The sequence below is a fragment of the Kitasatospora sp. NPDC093558 genome (genome assembly GCF_040683475.1).
Taxonomy (GTDB): Bacteria; Actinomycetota; Actinomycetes; order Streptomycetales; family Streptomycetaceae; genus Kitasatospora.
Window position 1 is genome coordinate 1 of record NZ_JBFBDY010000098.1, and the last position, 18,726, is coordinate 18,726.

Annotated in this window: 17 protein-coding genes; 13 read left to right on the top strand and 4 right to left on the bottom strand. The window is 72.8% G+C overall.

What is annotated here, in order from left to right:
• Positions 1–28 precede the first annotated feature (28 nt).
• Both AB0O00_RS13045 and AB0O00_RS13050 read right to left on the bottom strand, forming a co-directional pair.
• Complete coding sequence (locus AB0O00_RS13045; protein ID WP_363651105.1) at positions 29–697, bottom strand: biliverdin-producing heme oxygenase; 669 nt, start codon at positions 695–697, stop codon at positions 29–31.
• A gap of 216 nt (positions 698–913) precedes the next feature.
• Positions 914–1,405 (bottom strand): inorganic diphosphatase, encoded by a 492-nt coding sequence (locus AB0O00_RS13050; RefSeq protein WP_363576123.1) that lies wholly within the window; start codon positions 1,403–1,405, stop codon positions 914–916.
• A gap of 76 nt (positions 1,406–1,481) precedes the next feature.
• Between AB0O00_RS13050 and dacB the strand changes: the two genes are divergently transcribed.
• From dacB to folE, 6 genes are all read left to right on the top strand, one after another.
• Positions 1,482–3,131, top strand: coding sequence for a D-alanyl-D-alanine carboxypeptidase/D-alanyl-D-alanine-endopeptidase (gene dacB / locus AB0O00_RS13055; protein ID WP_363651107.1), 1,650 nt, complete (start codon positions 1,482–1,484; stop codon positions 3,129–3,131).
• Positions 3,132–3,428: 297 nt separating this feature from the next.
• Positions 3,429–4,610: a zinc-dependent metalloprotease gene (locus AB0O00_RS13060; RefSeq protein WP_363651109.1), complete on the top strand. Its 1,182-nt coding sequence runs from the start codon at positions 3,429–3,431 to the stop codon at positions 4,608–4,610.
• A 274-nt stretch (positions 4,611–4,884) separates the two neighbouring features.
• Complete coding sequence (gene tilS / locus AB0O00_RS13065) at positions 4,885–6,012, top strand: tRNA lysidine(34) synthetase TilS (RefSeq protein ID WP_363651111.1); 1,128 nt, start codon at positions 4,885–4,887, stop codon at positions 6,010–6,012.
• A 70-nt stretch (positions 6,013–6,082) separates the two neighbouring features.
• Positions 6,083–6,637 (top strand): hypoxanthine phosphoribosyltransferase, encoded by a 555-nt coding sequence (gene hpt / locus AB0O00_RS13070; protein ID WP_030059589.1) that lies wholly within the window; start codon positions 6,083–6,085, stop codon positions 6,635–6,637.
• A gap of 228 nt (positions 6,638–6,865) precedes the next feature.
• Positions 6,866–8,923 carry an ATP-dependent zinc metalloprotease FtsH gene (ftsH, locus tag AB0O00_RS13075; RefSeq protein WP_363651112.1) on the top strand — a complete coding sequence of 686 codons (2,058 nt, stop codon included), beginning with the start codon at positions 6,866–6,868 and terminating at the stop codon, positions 8,921–8,923.
• 120 nt (positions 8,924–9,043) lie between these two features.
• A complete protein-coding gene (gene folE / locus AB0O00_RS13080) occupies positions 9,044–9,649 on the top strand; it encodes a GTP cyclohydrolase I FolE (protein ID WP_363651113.1) in 606 nt (201 codons plus the stop codon).
• 35 nt (positions 9,650–9,684) lie between these two features.
• On the opposite strand, the gene AB0O00_RS13085 is transcribed toward folE, so the two are convergent.
• Complete coding sequence (locus AB0O00_RS13085; RefSeq protein ID WP_363651114.1) at positions 9,685–10,473, bottom strand: ferritin-like domain-containing protein; 789 nt, start codon at positions 10,471–10,473, stop codon at positions 9,685–9,687.
• Between the two features lie 117 nt (positions 10,474–10,590).
• Positions 10,591–11,745, bottom strand: coding sequence for an alpha/beta hydrolase-fold protein (locus AB0O00_RS13090; RefSeq protein WP_363651115.1), 1,155 nt, complete (start codon positions 11,743–11,745; stop codon positions 10,591–10,593).
• Between the two features lie 375 nt (positions 11,746–12,120).
• Between AB0O00_RS13090 and AB0O00_RS13095 the strand changes: the two genes are divergently transcribed.
• The 7 genes from AB0O00_RS13095 to AB0O00_RS13125 all read left to right on the top strand — a co-directional run bounded on the left by AB0O00_RS13095 (position 12,121) and on the right by AB0O00_RS13125 (position 18,695).
• The gene (locus AB0O00_RS13095) at positions 12,121–13,959 is read left to right on the top strand and encodes a phosphatidylglycerol lysyltransferase domain-containing protein (RefSeq protein ID WP_363651117.1); all 1,839 of its coding nucleotides are present in this window, start codon (positions 12,121–12,123) and stop codon (positions 13,957–13,959) included.
• Positions 13,960–14,105: 146 nt separating this feature from the next.
• Positions 14,106–14,978 (top strand): dihydropteroate synthase, encoded by an 873-nt coding sequence (gene folP / locus AB0O00_RS13100; RefSeq protein WP_363651119.1) that lies wholly within the window; start codon positions 14,106–14,108, stop codon positions 14,976–14,978.
• Between the two features lie 31 nt (positions 14,979–15,009).
• Positions 15,010–15,489: a nuclear transport factor 2 family protein gene (locus AB0O00_RS13105; RefSeq protein WP_363651121.1), complete on the top strand. Its 480-nt coding sequence runs from the start codon at positions 15,010–15,012 to the stop codon at positions 15,487–15,489.
• Positions 15,490–15,737: 248 nt separating this feature from the next.
• Positions 15,738–16,097 (top strand): dihydroneopterin aldolase, encoded by a 360-nt coding sequence (gene folB, locus AB0O00_RS13110; RefSeq protein WP_363651127.1) that lies wholly within the window; start codon positions 15,738–15,740, stop codon positions 16,095–16,097.
• A gap of 40 nt (positions 16,098–16,137) precedes the next feature.
• Positions 16,138–16,734: a 2-amino-4-hydroxy-6-hydroxymethyldihydropteridine diphosphokinase gene (gene folK / locus AB0O00_RS13115; protein WP_363651122.1), complete on the top strand. Its 597-nt coding sequence runs from the start codon at positions 16,138–16,140 to the stop codon at positions 16,732–16,734.
• 174 nt (positions 16,735–16,908) lie between these two features.
• Positions 16,909–17,397: a DUF3180 domain-containing protein gene (locus tag AB0O00_RS13120; protein WP_363651124.1), complete on the top strand. Its 489-nt coding sequence runs from the start codon at positions 16,909–16,911 to the stop codon at positions 17,395–17,397.
• A gap of 188 nt (positions 17,398–17,585) precedes the next feature.
• Positions 17,586–18,695: a hypothetical protein gene (locus AB0O00_RS13125; RefSeq protein ID WP_363651126.1), complete on the top strand. Its 1,110-nt coding sequence runs from the start codon at positions 17,586–17,588 to the stop codon at positions 18,693–18,695.
• Positions 18,696–18,726: the final 31 nt, after the last annotated feature.

Consider the following 18,726-nt stretch of genomic DNA (forward strand, 5'->3'; position numbering starts at 1 on the left):
GGGGCCTTCGGGTTGAGTCGGTATCCGGCTACGACGCGAGCGGGTAGCGCGCGTCCAGGTCGTGGAAGATCGCGCCGTTGAGGACGAAGGCGCGCTTGCACTCCTCGACCACCCGGCGCCGCTCCATCTCGTCCATCGCCAGCCCGGCCGCGTCCAGCTTGGCGCGGTACTCGCGCTTGAAGGCCGCCGGGTTCTCGACCTCCTCGAAGACGTAGAACCGGACGCCGTCGCCCTTGCGCTCGAAGCCCCAGGTCTTCTCCGCCACGCCGCGGATGATCTGCCCGCCGGAGAGGTCGCCCAGGTAGCGGGTGTAGTGGTGCGCGAGGTACCCGGCCGGCCACTCGGCGGCCAGCTCCTCCACCCGCGCCACGTACGCGGCGGTGGCCGGCAGCGGCTCCAGCCCGTCCCGCCAGTCCGGCCCGCGCAGGTGCGCCAGGTCGCGCTCGATCGCGGCGGTGCGCAGCAGCGCCCGGTCGATGAACGGGCCCGCCAGCGGGTGCTGCGCCAGCTGCTCCGCGCGGCCCTCCAGCGCCCGGTAGACGAACCAGAGCTGGCCGGTGAGGTCGGCGTAGGCCTCGACCCCGAGCCGCCCGCCGAGCAGGCGGCTCATGAACGAGGACTGCTCGGCGGCCTCGTGCTCCTCGCTGCTGGCGGTGCGGAGCACGGTGGAGAACGGGACGGGCTCGGGCGTGGGCATGCGGCCTCCAGGGATCGGAATCGGGCCCGGCAGTTTTGGTTAGCCTAACCTAAGTCGACATCATGCCGACAGGGTGTCGGTAAACCACGATGCGTCAGACCCCCGGACACGGCAAGGGCCGGGGCCCGCGGACGAATCCGCCGACCCCGGCCCCGGGCTGTCCCGACCTACCCCGAACGACCTCGAACCGGCCTCGATCGAGATCGGAACGACGGCTCAGTGGCCGCCCTGGTCCGCCAGACGCTTGATCGAAGCGGTCACCTCGGCCTCGGCCTCGGCGCGGCCGACCCAGTTGGCGCCCTCGACGGACTTGCCGGGCTCCAGGTCCTTGTAGACCTCGAAGAAGTGCTGGATCTCCAGGCGGTCGAACTCCGACACGTGGTGGATGTCCCGCAGGTGCTCCCAGCGCGGGTCGGTCGCCGGGACGCACAGCAGCTTGTCGTCGCCGCCGGCCTCGTCGGTCATGTGGAACATGCCGATCGCGCGGCACTTGATCAGGCAGCCGGGGAAGGTCGGCTCGTCCAGGATCACCAGCGCGTCCAGCGGGTCGCCGTCCTCGCCGAGCGTGCCCTCGACGTAGCCGTAGTCGGCCGGGTAGCGGGTCGAGGTGAAGAGCATCCGGTCGAGCCGCAGACGGCCGGTCTCGTGGTCGACCTCGTACTTGTTACGAGAGCCCTTCGGGATTTCGATAAGGACGTCGAACTCCAACGGTTCCTCCAAGGTAGGGACTGACAGAATCCAAGTGTCTCCTACGGGAGCGAGTGCTCGGGAAAGGGGCCGGTCGGTGGGAGCAGGGGTCGGGGCGGGGCGTCGCCGGACGGGGACGGCCGCGGGACTGTTCGGGGTGGCGCTGCTGGTCACCGGGACGGTGCTGGGCGCGGGCGGCGGTGCGTACGCGCAGCCGTCCCCGATGCCGGGCGGGCACAGCACCGGACGCGGTCAGGGTGGTCAGGGCGACCAGGGTGGTCAGGGCAGCCAGGGCGGTCAGGGCAACCAGGGCGGCCAGGGGGATCAGGGCGAGCAGGGCAGGACCGGCCACGGCAAGGGCAAGCGCTCCGGCGACCCCGGCAACCAGGGCACGGCCGAGCCGACCACAGCGGCCGGCACCCCCGCCCCCAGCGGCAGCGCGTCCGCGCCCGCCCGCCCCGCCCCGGCACCGGGCGCCGTCCTCGCCACCGTCGAGGCCGGCCAGGACAAGAGCGGACTGCCCACCGCCCAGGGCCTCCAGCAGGCGCTCGCCGCCGCCCTCGCCGACCGCAGCCTCGGCTCCGTCACGCTCGCCGTCGGGGACGCCGCCGGCGGCCAACTCCTGTACGGCTCCAACGAGAACACCCCGGCGACGCCGGCCTCCACCACCAAGCTCGCCACCACGATCGCGGCCCTCTCGCTGATCCCCGGCGACACCCGGCTCACCACCCGCGTGGTCAAGGGCGCCGACCCCGGCGCGATCACCCTCGTGGGCGGCGGCGACCCGACGCTCACCGCGCTGCCCGCCGACCAGGTGCAGATCGCGGGCCAGCCCACGGACGCCGACACCGCCCCCGCTTCGCTCGACGCGCTCGCCCGGCAGACCGCCGCCGCCCTCAAGGAGAGCGGCACGACGACGGTCAAGCTGGACTACGACCTGTCGATGTACTCGGGCAGCCCGCAGCACAAGAAGTACGACGCCGAGAACATCCCGCTCGTCGTCCCGCTGATGGTCGACGAGGCCAAGGCCGACCCGAAGAGCCGCGAGGACGCGCCCGCGCGCGTCGCCGACCCGGCCGCGGCGGCCGCCGACGCCTTCGCGGCCCTGCTCAAGGCCCAGGGCATCACCGTCGACGGCAAGGCCAGGCCCGCCGCGGCCCCGGCCGCCGCCACCGCGCCCGTCCTCGGCCGGGTCGACTCGCCGACCGTCGCCCGGCTCGTCGAACGGCTCCTCACCACCTCGGACAACACCATCGCCGAGGCGATCGCCCGCCAGGTGGCCATCGCCGCGCACCAGCCCGCCAGCTTCGAGGGCGCCGCGACCGCGGTGAAGCAGGAACTCGCCCGGCTCGGCGTGCCGATGACGAATGTGACCATCAACGACGGCAGCGGCCTCAACCCCGACAACGCGATCCCGCCGGCCGTCCTGATCCAGCTCCTCGCCCTGGCCTCCTCGGACCAGCACCCCACCCTGCGCCCGGTCCTCACCGGCCTCCCGGTCGCCGGCTTCACCGGCACCCTCGGCAAGCGCTACGGCTCCGGCTCGGGCGCCGCCGACGCGGCCGGCCTGATCCACGCCAAGACCGGCACCCTGAACGGCGTCAACACCCTCGCCGGCACCGTCGTCGACGCCGAAGGCCGCCTCCTCACCTTCGCCGTCATGACCCGCACCCCTGCCGACCCGGACGTCGCCCGCGCCGCCATGGACCGCCTGGCCGCCCGCCTCGCCACCTGCGGCTGCCACTGACCAGGAGGCCTGGGGCCCTGTGTGAGGCGTGCGCCGGGGACCAGGGTTGCCGTGGCGGCCACAGCCGGTCCGGGGCCCGTCGGCTGCGGCCCGCGTGGTCACCGTTCGTGCGCTGCCGGGGCCGCGTCCTCGTCGGCTCGGGCCCTCCACCGCCCGCTGCCCAGGCCCGTTGCGCGGCCTGCCCGGACCGACCTCGGACGGGGCGGGGCGGGTGTGGTTGGGGGGTGGCGGGACGGGGCAGGGCGTGGGTGGGGTGGGTGGCTGCCCCGGGAGGGGTGGAGCACGTACGGTGAGGGCATGACGAGCGCGAGTGGCGGTTCTGACATGGTCGACTGGAATCTCGCGGTCGCTACCGCGACCCGGCTGGTGCGGCCGGGGCCGGAGGTGAGCCGGGCGGAGGCGGCGGCCGTGGTGGCCGAGCTGCGCCGGCACGCCCTGGCGGCCGAGGAGCACGTGCGGGCGTTCACCGGGATGCGCTCGTCGAGCCTGGCGGACGCCGCCGCGACGCCCGTCCTGGTGGTGGACCGTCCCGGCTGGGTGCGGGCCAACGTGGCCGGGTTCCGGACGGTCGTCCAGCCGCTCGTGGAGAAGCTCCAGGCCCGCCGGGCGAACGGCGCGGCCGCGGGCGTGCTCGGTTCGGTGGGGGAGAAGGCCACCGGCATCGAGGTGGGCGCGCTGCTGGCGTTCCTGGCGACCAAGGTGCTCGGCCAGTACGAGACGTTCGCCCCCGCGGAGCCCTCGCTGGAGGCGCCGGACAGCCCGGCCGCCCTGTTCGACAAGCCGCGGCTCGGTCCGGCCGGGCCCGGTCCCGGCCGGCTGCTGCTGGTGGCGCCGAACATCGTGCACGTCGAGCGGGAGCTGGACGTCGACCCGTCCGACTTCCGGCTCTGGGTGTGCCTGCACGAGGAGACCCACCGCACGCAGTTCACGGCGGTGCCCTGGCTGCGCGACCACATCCAGTCCGAGGTGCAGTCCTTCCTGGGCGAGACGGACGTCGACCCGGGCGCCCTGCTGGACCGCCTGCGGGACGCGGCCGGCGCGCTGGGCGGCGGCCTGTCGGGGGTCGGCGGCCGGGAGCCCTCCGGTGCGGCGTCCACCGGGCTGCTGGAGATCGTCCAGACGCCCGCGCAGCGCGAGATCCTGGGCCGCCTGACGGCGGTCATGTCGCTGCTGGAGGGCCACGCGGACGTGGTGATGGACGGGGTCGGCCCCTCGGTGGTGCCGACGGTCGCGGAGATCCGGGAGAAGTTCCAGCAGCGCCGGGACCGCGGCGCGAACCGGCTGGACCTGGTCCTGCGCCGGCTGCTCGGGATGGACGCCAAGCTGCGCCAGTACCAGGACGGCGCGGTGTTCGTCCGGGGCGTGGTCGAGCGGGTCGGGATGGAGGGGTTCAACCGGGTGTGGACGTCCCCGAACACCCTCCCGACCAAGGAGGAGATCCACGACCCGGCCGCCTGGGTCGCCCGCGTCGCCCGCTGACGGGGCAGCAGCGGACCGCCGCCGGTCGGCGGCGGTCAACCGGGTTTCAAACCCGTTCGTACGAGTGGTCCAATCGGGCAGACCGAGGGAGAAGATACGTTTCTCCATTCACCCGAACGTGGGACGGTGGTCGTACCGGTGGCGCGGGTGGCGTAGCGGGTCGCTCCTTTCTGCCACCATCTGTGAGCGCCCGGTAACAGGGTGCTCATATCGGCGCGGCCCCCGCCGCGCCCCACTGCCGTCCTGTCCCCCCTCCGTCGAGGAGTCGTCCGCCGTGGGCCCACACCCCGCCGTCGCCGCGATACGCCTGGCCGTCCGCCGCACGCTCACCGACCTCGCCGCCGAGGCCGGTTCCACCTTCACCGCGCCCGCCCGCGAGGCCCGCGAGCGCGCGGCCGACGCGCCGCTGGTCGGTGCCGCCGTCGGCACCACGCTGATCGGCAACGCCGCCCGCCACCCGTCCGGGCTGCCCCGCACCCCGGCCGCCCCCGGCTCGCCGCTCGTCCTGGTCGCCGTCAGCGGCGGCGCGGACTCCATGGCGCTGGCCATCGCCGCCGCCTTCGAAGCCCCGAAGATCGGCCTGCGGGTCGGTGCCGTCACCGTCGACCACGGGCTGCAGGAGGGCTCCGGCGAGCGCGCCGCCCAGGTCGCCGAGCGGCTGCGCTCGCTGGGCCTGGACCCGGTCGAGGCGATCCCGGTCCGGGTCGGCCGCGGCGGCGGCCCGGAGGCGGCCGCCCGGGACGCCCGCTACGCCGCCCTGGACGAGGCCGCCGAGCGCCACGGCGCGATCGCGGTGCTGCTCGGCCACACCCGGGACGACCAGGCCGAGACGGTCCTGCTGGGCCTGGCCCGCGGCTCGGGCGCCCGCTCGCTGGCCGGGATGCCCGCGCAGAAGGGCCGCTACCGCCGCCCGCTGCTGGAGCTGGACCGGGCCGCCACCCGGCAGGCCTGTTCCGCGCAGGCGATCCCGGTCTGGGACGACCCGCACAACACCGACCCCGCCTACACCCGCTCCCGGGTGCGCCACGAGGTGCTGCCGGTGCTGGAGAAGCACCTCGGCGGCGGAGTGGTCGAGGCGCTGGCCCGCACTGCCCGGCTGTTCCGCGACGACGCCGACGCGCTCGACCAGTGGGCGGCCCTGGCCGAGCGGGACCTGCGGACCGGCGAGGACGCCCTGGACGCCGCGAAACTGGCCGAGCTGCCGCCCGCCGTCCGCCGCCGGGTGCTGCGGCGGGCCGCGCTGCGGGCGGGCTGCCCGGCCGGCGACCTGTTCGCCCGGCACCTGGAAACCGTCGACCTGCTGGTCACCGGATGGCGGGGTCAGGGGCCGCTGCACCTACCCGGGGGCGTCGAGGCCACCCGCAGGTGTGGCACGCTGGTCTTTCGGCGACAGGGCGACTGACGGGCGGGCATGCCCCGGGGGAGCCGGCCGCCGGCCACACAGACCCCGAACGTTTGAGGACGTATCCCCGGTGGACCAGAACGACATGGGCGCTGACCTCGCGAAGGTGCTCATCAGCAAGGACGAGATCGACGCCAAGCTCCTTGAGCTGGCCGAGCGCATCGACCGGGACTACGCAGGCAAGGACCTGCTGATCGTCGGCGTCCTCAAGGGTGCCGTGATGGTCATGGCCGACCTCGCCCGGGCCCTGCACTCGCAGGTCACCATGGACTGGATGGCCGTGTCGTCCTACGGCATGGGCACCAAGTCCTCCGGCGTGGTGCGGATCCTCAAGGACCTGGACACCGACATCGCCGGCCGGGACGTCCTGATCGTCGAGGACATCATCGACTCCGGTCTGACGCTGTCCTGGCTGCTGGGCAACCTGGGCTCGCGCGGCCCGGCCTCGCTGGAGGTCTGCACTCTGCTGCGCAAGCCGGACGCGGCCAAGGTCGAGATCGACGTGAAGTACGTCGGCTTCGACATCCCCAACGAGTTCGTGGTGGGCTACGGCCTGGACTACGCGGAGAAGCTGCGCAACCTCCCCTTCATCGGCACCCTCGCCCCGCACGTCTACGGCGGCTGAGGGCCTCGTTCGGGCTACGGGCGGGAACAGTAGGTTGTTCCCGCCCGTTGACCGGGGGGACTGAAGAACACCAGCCGTGTCGCCGTGCTCCCGCCATGGGCGGGTCCGACTGCGGTACGGTCCAATAAACCGCTCTTCACATGAGCACCGATTCCGGATGCGCCGCGGCCCACAGCCCCCCGGCGCCGCTGAGTGGCAGGAGGGACGGGGCGGCAACGCCCCGCATGGATGGACGTCAAGCGATACTTCCGTGCGCCGATCATGTGGATCGTGCTGGCCGTCCTCGCCGTCATCGTTTTGATGCAGGTCGTTTCGGACTCGAACGGCTACAAGACGGTGGACACCGGTCAGGTCGTCGCGGCGATCGACGCGAAGCAGGTCAAGTCCGCGCAGATCACCACCGGTGACTCGAACACGATCAAGATCCAGCTGAAGGACGGCGCCACGCTGTCCAACGCCGGTACGGGCAAGACCCCGTCCGGCAGCAAGTTCCAGGCCTCGTACATCGGCGACCAGGGTGTCGCGATCGCCGACAAGCTGCAGGCCCAGATCAACGACAACGACCCGAACACGCTCGCCGAGGGCTACACCATCAGCCCGGAGAAGCAGAGCACCTTCGTCAGCCTGCTGCTGTCGATGCTGCCGATCGTGATCATCGTCCTGGTCTTCCTGTTCCTGATGAACCAGATGCAGGGCGGCGGCTCCCGGGTCATGCAGTTCGGCAAGTCCAAGGCCAAGCTGCTCACCAAGGACACCCCCAAGACCACCTTCGCCGACGTCGCCGGCGCGGACGAGGCGGTCGAGGAGCTCCACGAGATCAAGGAGTTCCTGCAGGAGCCGGCCAAGTTCCAGGCCGTCGGCGCCAAGATCCCCAAGGGCGTGCTGCTCTACGGCCCGCCCGGGACCGGCAAGACCCTGCTGGCGCGCGCCGTCGCGGGCGAGGCCGGGGTGCCGTTCTACTCCATCTCCGGTTCGGACTTCGTCGAGATGTTCGTCGGCGTCGGCGCCAGCCGCGTCCGCGACCTCTTCGAGCAGGCCAAGGCGAACGCCCCGGCGATCGTCTTCGTCGACGAGATCGACGCCGTCGGCCGGCACCGCGGCGCGGGCCTCGGCGGCGGTCACGACGAGCGCGAGCAGACCCTCAACCAGCTGCTGGTCGAGATGGACGGCTTCGACGTCAAGGGCGGCGTGATCCTGATCGCCGCGACCAACCGCCCCGACATCCTGGACCCGGCGCTGCTGCGCCCGGGCCGCTTCGACCGCCAGATCGCGGTGGAGCGCCCCGACCTCCAGGGCCGTCTGGACATCCTCAAGGTGCACCAGAAGGGCAAGCCGATCGCGCCCGACGTCGACCTGTCGGCCGTCGCCAAGCGCACCCCTGGCTTCACCGGCGCGGACCTGTCGAACGTCCTCAACGAGGCCGCTCTGCTGACCGCCCGCTCGGACAAGAAGCTGATCGACAACGGCATCCTGGACGAGGCGATCGACCGCGTCGTGGCCGGTCCGCAGAAGCGCACGCGGATCATGTCCGACAAGGAGAAGAAGATCACCGCGTACCACGAGGGCGGTCACGCCCTGGTCGCGGCGGCCTGCCAGTACAGCGATCCGGTGCACAAGATCACCATCCTGTCCCGCGGCCGGGCCCTCGGCTACACGATGGTGCTGCCGGACGAGGACAAGTACTCCACCACCCGCAACGAGATGCTCGACCAGCTGGCGTACATGCTGGGCGGCCGCGCGGCGGAGGAACTGGTCTTCCACGACCCGACCACCGGTGCCTCGAACGACATCGAGAAGGCCACCGCGACGGCCCGGGCCATGGTCACCCAGTACGGCATGACCGAGCGCCTCGGCGCGATCAAGTTCGGCACCGACAACTCGGAGCCGTTCCTGGGCCGCGAGATGGGCCACCAGCGCGACTACTCGGAAGAGGTCGCCGGGCTGGTCGACGAAGAGGTCAAGAAGCTCATCGAGGCCGCGCACAACGAGGCCTGGGAGATCCTGGTCGAGAACCGCGACGTGCTCGACAACCTCGTGCTGGAGCTCCTGGAGAAGGAGACCCTGAACAAGGAGCAGATCGCCGAGATCTTCGCCCCGATCGTCAAGCGCCCGGCCCGGCCGGCCTGGACGGGCTCCTCCCGTCGCACGCCGTCCACCCGGCCGCCGGTGCAGTCGCCCAAGGAGCTGGCGCTCACCAACGGCGCCGCCGCCACGGCCGACACCGCTCCGGTCGACATCGTGAAGCTCCCGCCGCTGCCGTCCGCCGAGCCGCCCGCGGAGGGCTGATCCGGCGGTCCGGGCGGAGCCCCGGACGGAATGGATGCCGCGTCACCAGGGTTTGTACCCTGGAGGCGCGGCATCCGTGCTGTTCGCCCCCACGTTCCCCCCTTAGTAAGCGAGGCCCGCATGATCGACCCGGTGACTCTCGACGGCCCGTCCGTCGTCGGGACCTTCGACCAGAAGCGGGCCGAGAACGCCATCCGCGAGCTCCTGCTCGCCGTGGGGGAGGACCCGGACCGCGAGGGCCTGCTGGAGACGCCGGCCCGCGTCGCGCGCGCGTACAAGGAGATATTCGCGGGCCTCTGGCAGGAGCCGGAGGACGTCCTGACGACCACCTTCGACCTCGGCCACGACGAGATGGTGCTCGTGAAGGACATCGAGCTGACGTCCGTCTGCGAGCACCACCTGGTGCCGTTCCGCGGGGTGGCGCACGTCGGGTACATCCCGTCCACCAGCGGCAAGATCACCGGCCTGTCCAAGCTGGCCCGGCTGGTCGACGTCTACGCCCGCCGGCCGCAGGTGCAGGAGCGGCTGACCAGCCAGGTCGCCGACGCGCTGATGCGGATCCTGGAGCCGCGGGGCGCCATCGTCGTCGTCGAGTGCGAGCACATGTGCATGTCGATGCGCGGGATCCGCAAGCCGGGTGCCAAGACCATCACGTCCTGCGTGCGCGGGCAGCTGCGCGACCCGGCCACCCGGGCCGAGGCGATGAGCCTCATCATCGGGCGCTGAGGGGCGGCAGGGGCCTCAGGGCAGCAGGGGGGCGCTCAGAGGGCCTCGTGCTCGGCGTGCGCCGGTGCCGGGGTGCCCAGGGCGTTGCGGCGCTCGGGCATCCGCAGCTGCACCATGCGCCGCCACCCGAACGCGCGGTCGTACAGGTAGAGGGCGTGCACCCCGAGGGTGACGACCGCCAGCTGCCAGCGCGGCCAGCGCAGGATCCGCGCCATGCGCGCGGTCACCGCGAGGCCGACGTCCCGGTGGGTGCGGATCTCGCCGCGGGCGCTGGTCTCCAGGACGTGCCGGATGTACGGGCCGTGGCCCTCGGCCCGCAGCCGCAGCAGCTCCTCGTGGCAGTACGCGAGGTGGTTGTCCTCGTCGGCGGAGATCATCCGCATCGCGCGGCCGAGGTCGGGGTTGTCGCCGTACACCTTGACCAGCTGGCGCATCTGCTCGGCCGCGCGCTGCTCGGTGACCCGGCTGTGCGCGAGGTAGGTGATGATCTCGCGGTCGGTCAGCGGGAGGTCGCTGTTCAGCCGTTCGTGGGACAGGCCGACGCCCTTGGCCTCCAGCAGCATGCAGTAGTCGGCGTCGGCGGGGACGGCGACCTTGGGCAGGCCGCGCTTGTTCAGCAGCTGGGTGAAGATCCGGCCGTGCTTGCGCTCGTCGGCGCCGTGCCGGGCGACCTTGGGGGCGAGGACCGGGTCCCGGGTGAGCGTGGTGATCCGCTCGTTCTCCCAGCCGCCCTGGTCCTCGCCGCCGGCCGCGATGCTGCAGAACAGCTGGTAGGCCTGGTCGTTGCGGTAGATCTCGTTGAAGAGCGAGCGGGTGCTCAGCACGGCGCCTCCTGCGCGGATCCGGGGCGGCGCCCGCCGGGGGTCGGACGGGCGGCCGCGATACGTTCCCCCAAGTCCGCCGGCCGGGCGGACCGACCGGCGGGTAATCACCCGCGTGCGCTAGCCGAGGTGCGCGCCCATCCACTCCAGGGAGGCCGGCAGCTCGCGGATCCAGCTGTCCCAGTTGTGGCCGCCGTCGTCCAGGTAGAGCGACTCGACCTTGAACTGCGGGCTGGTCGCGGCGGCCTGCTGGGCCTGCTCGACGAACTGGACGGTCTGCGGGTAGTCGGCCTCCTTGCGCGTGGAGACCACCAGGAGGTTGAGCGCCGGGGCGGGGAGGTTCTGCAGCCGCCAGCCGAGGTCGCTCTGCTGGGCGAGACTCTTGTCGCCGTTGAAGAGGTTGCCGCTGGTGAACTGGTCCTCACGCACGGTGAAGTCGCCGTGCAGGCCGACGGAGCTGCCGTAGACGCCCGGGAAGCGCATCGCCAGCCGCATCGCGCAGCTGCCGCCGGTGGAGTAGCCGAAGACGCCCCAGGAGCCCGCCGAGCGGCCGATCCGGTAGGTGGTGCTCAGCGCCTCCGGGACGTCCTTGACGAACCAGGTCTCGGTGCGGGGGCCGCCGGGGACGTCCACGCACTCGGTGTCGCGCGGCGGGGCGACGGTCGGACGGGCCAGGACGATGATCGTCGGCGGCATCTTGCCGTTCTTCTGCAGGTCGGCCGCGGTCTGGACGACCGGCAGCTCCTTCAGCATGTTCAGCGTGGTGCCGGGGAAGCCGGCGATGCCCAGCATGACCGGGAAGCGGACCAGGGCGAACTTCGGGTCGAAGTACTCCGGCGGCAGGTAGACGAACATCTGGTCGGAGTAACCGGTCTCCTTGCCCGAGACCCGGACCGATTCGATCTTGCCGACCTCCTCGGGGGCTCCCTTGGGCAGGTTGGGGGCCGTCTCCAGGCCGCCCTCGGTGGTGGGCTGGATCAGCGCGTCCGAGACGGGGGTGCCGCCCTTGTGGTTCTCGTTGCTGGTCAGGACGAGCTTCGCGCCGCCGGGGTTGAGCAGGTCGTCCCAGGAGGTGTAGAACCCGAAGGAGTTGTTCACCGACAGCGCCAGCACGGCCAGGACGGACGCCTGAGTGACCGTCAGCAGGCCGATCCGGCCGAGGACCGGCAGCGGGCGCTGCCGGGCCAGCCGGGGCCAGATCCAGAGGGTGGTGATGAGAGCCGCAGCGCCGAGTGCGAGCAGCGAGTTCACCAGCGCGTCGCTGGTCAGTTCCATGCCGTCGGCCTTCCGATGGGACCCTGTCGGTGCACGCTTCATCGTCTGGCGGTCCGTCAGCCGGGGCCACCGCGGATAGGCTGTCCGGACGCCGGGGCCGTCCGGGAGGCCGGGGGACGAGCGGGGGCAACCGGCGCCCTAGAATGCGGCGTCCACCGTACGTAACGCGTCCCGGAGGTCCGCGTCGCGCCACGCGACGGTGACCCCCGGCTTCCACCCCCGGCTCGATCGCAGCGCGCCCAGAAACCGGTTTACCCCCCGTTTCCGGTTCCTTTGTGTGCGTATGGCCTGATGAAGGAAAAGGCATGAAGGTCCATCACACGTGCTCCCCCGGAGTGACAGGACAGCCCCCCGCAGCCTCTACGCTGAGCTCCCATGAGTGTTCCCGTGTCCGATGAGCCGAGCCCCGAGCAGCCGCGCCGCCGCCGCGGACTGCAGACGCTGCGCAACCAGGCCGCTGCCGTCCCGAGGGCCTGGCTGCCCGGTGCGGTCGGCTACGCCTGTCTGCTGATCGGACTGGTGGACATCGCCAGCGCGGTGTTCCCCAAGCTCCGGCACACCAAGATGCACACCGTCGCCGGACAGCTGCCGGGCGGGACCACCTCCCTGGCCGCGGTCGGCACGCTGATGGTCGGCCTCCTGCTGGTGCTGCTCGCGCACGCGCTGCGCCGGCGCAAGCGCCGGGCCTGGCGCGCGGTCTGCGTCCTGCTGCCGGTCGGCGCCGCGCTGCACATCGTGCGCTGGCACCAGATCGGCCCGGCCGTCGTCTCCCTCGTCGTCCTCGCCGTGATGCTCGTGCACCGCCGCGAGTTCTACGCCAAGGCCGACCCGCGCACCCGCTGGCGCGCGCTGGTCAACCTGATCGCCATGGGCGTCGTCAGCGGCCTGCTCGGCCTCATGATCGTCAGCGTCCGGACCCGCTACGAGGTCGGCCACCCCGGCCTGTACGAGCGGCTCCAGCACGTCGCCTACGGCCTGTTCGGCTTCGAGGGCCCGATCCGCTACACCAACGAGCGGATGTCCGACCTGGTCGCCTACCTGCTCGGCGGGCTCGGCCTGCTGACCGCCTTCACCACCGCCTACCTGGCGCTGCGCCCGGGCAAGCCCAAGCCCGAGCTCACCCCGGAGGACGAGGAGAAGGTCCGCGGCCTGCTCGACCGGCACGGCGAGCGCGACTCGCTCGGCTACTTCGCGCTGCGCCGCGACAAGAGCGTGCTCTTCTCGCCCACCGGCAAGGCCGCCATCTCCTACCGGGTGGTCTCCGGCGTGATGCTCGCCTCCGGCGACCCGGTCGGCGACGTCGAGGCCTGGCCCGGCGCGATCAAGGTCTTCATGGCCGAGGCCCGCGAGCACGCCTGGGTGCCCGCCGTCATGGGCTGCAGCGAGGTCGGCGGCGAGGTCTGGACCCGCGAGGCGGGCCTGGACGCGCTGGAGCTCGGCGACGAGGCGATCGTCGACACCGCCGCGTTCTCGCTCTCCGGCCGCGCCATGCGCAACGTCCGCCAGATGGTCAAGCGGATCGAGCGCAACGGCTACTCCTGCAAGGTGCGCCGCGTGCGCGACCTCGAACTCGACGAGAAGTACCGGATCGCCGACGCCGCCGCCCGCTGGCGCGGCACCGACACCGAGCGCGGCTTCTCGATGGCCCTCGGCCGCTTCGGCGACCCGCTCGACGACGACTGCGTCGTGGTCACCGCCCACAAGGAGCCCGAGGAGGGCGAGAGCGGCGACGACCTCAAGGCCGTGCTGCACTTCGTCCCGTGGGGCCCGGACGGCATCTCGCTGGAGCTCATGCGCCGCGACCGCGCCGCCGACCCCGGCCTGAACGAGCTGCTGATCGTCGCGGCCCTCCAGGAGGTGGGCGCCCTGGGCATCCGCCGGGTCTCGCTCAACTTCGCGATGTTCCGCTCGGCGCTGGCCCGCGGCGAGCGGATCGGCGCGGGACCGGTGCTGCGGGCCTGGCGCGGCCTGCTGGTCTTCCTGTCGCGCTGGTTCCAGATCGAGTCGCTGTACAAGTTCAACGCCAAGTTCCAGCCCGAGTGGGAGCCGCGCTTCCTGGTGTTCCCGAGCACCCGCGACCTGCCGCGGATCGGCTTCGCCGCGATGCAGGCCGAGGCCTTCATCACCCTCGGCATGCCGCGCTTCGGCCGCAAGCGCCAGCGCGAGGGCCTGATGCCGGCCTCCGCCGCCCGCGAGGTCACCGAGGCCGCCTGAGGCACCGCAGGACCGAACGGGGCCCCCGCCGAGAATCCTCGGCGGGGGCCCCGTTCGATAATGGGGGACATGAGCGAGCGCAGCGAGCGAGTCATTGAAGGGCGCGTGTGGGCGAATGCCCTCGCCGAGCGAAGCGAGGCGGGCGCATGAGTGATTCGCCGTCCTTCTCCGTTCCGGCCGGACTGCCGCGGCTCGGCCGCTGCGCCGTGATGGGCGTGGTCAACGTCACGCCCGACTCCTTCTCGGACGGCGGGCTGTGGCACGACCCGGCCCGCGCGATCGCGCACGGGCTCGCGCTTCGGGCCCGCGGCGCGGACCTGGTGGACGTCGGCGGCGAGTCCACCCGGCCCGGCTCCCAGCGGGTGACCGAGGAGGAGGAGCTCGCCCGGGTGCTGCCCGTCGTGCGCGAGCTGGCCGACGCCGGGGTCGTGGTCTCCATCGACACCATGCGCGCCTCCGTCGCCGAGCGGGCCGTCGCGGCCGGCGCCGCGCTCGTCAACGACGTCTCCGGCGGGCTCGCCGACCCGGCCATGGCCCGCGTCGTCGCCGAGACCGGGGTGCCGTTCGTGGTGATGCACTGGCGCGGGCAGTCCGCCGACATGGACCGGCTGGCCGTCTACGGTGACGTCGTCGCGGACGTCGTCACCGAGCTGACCACGCGGGTGGACGCGCTGGTGGCGGCCGGCGTCAAGGAGGAGCAGCTGATCCTCGACCCGGGGCTGGGCTTCGCCAAGACCGCCGAGCACAACTGGGCGCTGCTCGGGCGGCTGGACGCGCTCACCGCGCTCGGCCGTCCCGTCCTCGTCGCCGCATCGCGCAAGCGGTTCCTGGGTACGCTGCTCGCCGACCCGGAAACCGGGGAGCTGCGCCCGGCCAGGGAGCGCGACGACGCGACCGCTGCGGTGTCGGTGCTCTCGGCCAGGGCCGGGGCGTGGGCGGTGCGGGTGCACGACGTGTCCGGCACGGCGGATGCCGTCCGGGTGGTCGCCGCCTGGCAGCGCGCGGCGCGCTTGGGGTAGGACGGGAGGGTCTGTGGCAGGTGACGGCAGGTTGAGCGGGGCCGCGGCGGGACGGGCGCGCGAGGCGGACGTGGAAGCCGTGCTCGCGGCGAACCGGGCGCTCTACGAGGCGCTGGAGCGCGGGGACCTGGAAGCGGTCGAGGACGCCTGGCTGGGCGCCGCGGACGCCGACGACAAGGGCGGCGTGGTGTGCGTGCACCCGGGCTGGCCGGTGCTGCGCGGCCGGGCCCAGGTGACCCGGTCGTACATGCTGATCATGATGAACACGGAGTACATCCAGTTCTTCCTGACCGATGTCGAGGCCGAGGTGCACGGTGATGTGGCCCTTGTCACGTGCACCGAGAACATCCTCTCCGGCGGCGAGGCCGAGGAGGAGGGGGAACTCGGTCCGCTGGTCGGCGGAAAGGTCGTCTCGACGAATCTCTTCCGGCGTACCCCGGCCGGGTGGAAGCTCTGGTCGCACCACGGCTCACCCGTGCTGACCAGCGGGGACGAGGACGACGAGGACTGAGCGGACGGGCCCGGGGAAAACACCGCCGAATCGTCGCCCGGGAATTTCGAAGTGGTCACCGAACGTTCACGTCAATCGCCGATTCGGCGCGCGTGGCGACGGTTCGTGCCGGGTAGGACGGTCAGACGTCGTCTGTGCCCGCAGGTAGATTCGAAACGGAGTGGCGGGCCGCCCGCCCGCCTCCGCCCTGCTCGTCCGTGCCTTTTCCTCGGGCGGGGCCCGTCCGACTGGGAGCAGTGATTCGTTTGCTGGACCGCGTCACCCTGCGGGGCCTGCGAGCCCGGGGCCACCACGGCGTCTTCGAGCGCGAGCGCGCCGAGGGCCAGACCTTCGTGGTCGACCTCGTGCTGTACCTGGACACCCGCCCCGCCGCGTCCGGAGACGACCTGACCCGCACGGCGCACTACGGGATCGTGGCCGAGGAGGTCACCGCGATCATCGCCGGGGAGCCGGTCGACCTGATCGAGACCCTGGCGCAGCGCATCGCCGACCAGTGCCTCAAGCACGATGCGGTGGAGGAGGTCGAGGTGACCGTCCACAAGCCGGACGCCCCGATCACCGTGCCGTTCGACGACGTGACCGTGACCATCCACCGGACGCGCGCATGACCGCAGCCGCGCGCCCGGTACCCGATGCAGAGGAATCTCGATGAACAGCGACCCGACCACCTCGCCGACCACGTTCGACCTGGAGAGCCGGGTGGATTCCGCCGACACGACCCTGCACAGCCAGCGCTGCGCGGTGATCGCCCTCGGCAGCAACCTGGGCAACCGCCTGGACACCCTGCAGGGTGCCGTGGACGCCCTCGCGGACACCCCCGGGCTGAGGATCAAGGCCGTCTCCGCGGTCTACGAGACCGAGGCCGTCGGCGGGCCCGACGAGCAGCCCAACTACTACAACGCGGTCGTCGTGCTGCGCACCTCGCTGCCCCCGCGCGACCTGCTGGAGCGCGGCAACGCGATCGAGGACGCCTTCGGGCGGGTGCGGACGGTCCACTGGGGCCCGCGCACCCTGGACGTCGACATCCTGGCGTACGAGGGCGTCGTCAGCGACGACCCGCAGCTGGTGCTGCCGCACCCGCGCTCGCACGAGCGGGCCTTCGTGCTGGCGCCGTGGCTGGACGCCCAGCCGGAGGCCGAGGTGCCCGGGCACGGGCAGGTCTCCGTGCTGCTGGAGAAGCTCGGCGGCCCGGACGCCCAGGGCGTGCGCCGGCGGGACGACATCCGCCTGACGCTGCCGGAGTAGCGGCGCCCGGACCCGGTGGCCGGGGAACTCGGATGGCGGCCCGGCCGTACGAGTAGGTGTCCGCCGTCCGCGCGGGTGTCCGCCCGGCCGGGCCCGGTCCGGTGGCCTGGCGCCGCCGCACCGGGCTCCCGGGCGGCCGGCCGTCTCTGGTACCCCGGGAAGGACCTCCTCCGCGTGAAGCTGCTTCGCCTCCGCCTGCTGATCGGCATCACCGCCGCCACGACGGCGCTGTCGTGGGCCGGCGCCAAGCTGTGGGCCTCCCTGGACACCCTGCCGGCCGTGCCGGCGGCGGCGCCGGTGGTGCTGGCCGCGGTGGCGGTGATCCTGCTGGCGACGACGATCTCGCTGCGCGGCCGGCTGAAGGCGGTGCGCGAGCGGCAGCCGGGCGCGAAGGGGGTCGATCCGCTGCTCGCGGCCCGGGCGGTGGTGCTCGGGCAGGCCAGCGCGCTCGTGTCGGCGGTGGTGACCGGCATCTACGCGGGGGCGGGGATCTACCTGCTCGGCGAGCTGGACGTGTCGGCGCGCAAGGACCAGGCGGTGACGGCCGGCCTCGCGGTGCTCGCGGGCGCCGCGGTGATCGCGACGGCGCTCTGGCTCCAGCACGTGTGCAAGCTGCCGGAGAATCACGACGATCCGGGCGGTCCGGCGGCCTCGCACCGCTGAGCTGGGCATTTGTCGTGATCTTGGGTGAAGTGCCGGGCACGTGCGGTAAATCTTGCACAGTGTCAAGGGTCAAAGCGGACCCTGGGCTGACACGGCCCCAATTCGCACGCTAGTTTCTTGGCATGTCTCGCGGACGCCACCGTCATTCCTCCGTCCTCGGCCGGGTCTTTCCCCCCACCGCAGCCGGCGTGCTCCTCGTCGCCGCTCTGGCCGCTCTGCTTTTCAGTCAGGACACCATCCTGGTCCGCTCGGTCGGTGTCGCGGCGGTCTCCGCGACGCTCGGCTTCGCGGTCCTGCTGAAGCAGCGCGACAAGGCGGCCAGGGCCGCGGCCGAGACGTCCGTCGCGCAGCGGCTGCGGGCCGAGGAGCGCTTCGAGGAGCAGCTCGCCGAGGCCGAGTACGCGGCGGAGGTCGCGGAGGAGCGGGCCACCCGCTTCGGGCGGCGGCTGACCGCGGAGAAGTCGCGCCTGGCGAAGGCCGAGACGGAGATCGCCCGGCTGCTGCGCGAGCGGGCCGTGATGGTCGCCGAGCAGGCGCTCAAGGAGGCGGAGGCGGCCCAGCGGGCGCTGGCCGCGAGCCGTCCGAAGTACCCGGCCAGCCCGGCCGCGTTCGTCCGCGCCGCGGCCGTGCTGCGGCTGCTGGAGCGGCGGGCGCAGGCCCAGGAGGAGCAGCGCGAGCGGTCGGCGGGCGCGGAGGTCGCGCTGCGGGCGCGGACGGCTCCCGTCGCGCCGGCGCGGGCCGCGCAGGCTCCGGCGCCCACCAAGCCCGTTCCCGCCGTGCCCGTTCCCGCAGTGCCCGCACCGGTGGCTCCGTCCGTCCCGACCCCGGCTCCTGCGCCGCAGCAGGCCGCGACTCCGGTGAAGGCCGCTCCGGTGCGGCCGGTGCTGACCGCCACGGTGGGCCAGCTGGGCGGTGCGCCGGCCGCGCCAGCGGCGCCGGCCGAGCGGCAGCGTCCGCGCCCGGGGCAGTCCGGGCAGGCGCGGGGGCAGGGCTTCAGCTTCTTCGGCCGCAGCCCGGGTGCCGCGGTGCGGGCGGCGGCCCCGGCGCCGTCGGTCGGCAGCGTCGCCGAGCTGAACGAGCGGACGGACCTGGCGGACGTGGTGGGCGACGAGGCGGTGGCCGCGAAGGCGCTGGCCGAGGCGCAGGAGGCGAAGGAGGCGCAGGAGGCGCAGGAGGCCCGTGGGGCCCAGGGCGCCGGTGGCGCCGCGCCGGAGCAGGGCGAGCCCACCGTCGTCGACCTGACGCCGGAGGAGGAGACGGAGCTGATCCAGCTCCCGGAGCTGCGCGCTTCGCGCTGACACCCCGAACACGCGACCGCGGCGCGGTACG

Excerpts from the sequence above, each read along its gene's own strand:
- AB0O00_RS13095 (WP_363651117.1), top strand. The coding sequence starts at position 12,121 with ATGAGTGTTCCCGTGTCCGATGAGCCGAGCCCCGAGCAGCCGCGCCGC.
- ftsH (WP_363651112.1), top strand. The coding sequence starts at position 6,866 with ATGGACGTCAAGCGATACTTCCGTGCGCCGATCATGTGGATCGTGCTG.
- folK (WP_363651122.1), top strand. The coding sequence starts at position 16,138 with ATGAACAGCGACCCGACCACCTCGCCGACCACGTTCGACCTGGAGAGC.
- AB0O00_RS13045 (WP_363651105.1), bottom strand. The coding sequence starts at position 697 with ATGCCCACGCCCGAGCCCGTCCCGTTCTCCACCGTGCTCCGCACCGCC.
- folE (WP_363651113.1), top strand. The coding sequence starts at position 9,044 with ATGATCGACCCGGTGACTCTCGACGGCCCGTCCGTCGTCGGGACCTTC.
- AB0O00_RS13060 (WP_363651109.1), top strand. The coding sequence starts at position 3,429 with ATGACGAGCGCGAGTGGCGGTTCTGACATGGTCGACTGGAATCTCGCG.
- AB0O00_RS13090 (WP_363651115.1), bottom strand. The coding sequence starts at position 11,745 with ATGGAACTGACCAGCGACGCGCTGGTGAACTCGCTGCTCGCACTCGGC.
- folP (WP_363651119.1), top strand. The coding sequence starts at position 14,106 with ATGAGTGATTCGCCGTCCTTCTCCGTTCCGGCCGGACTGCCGCGGCTC.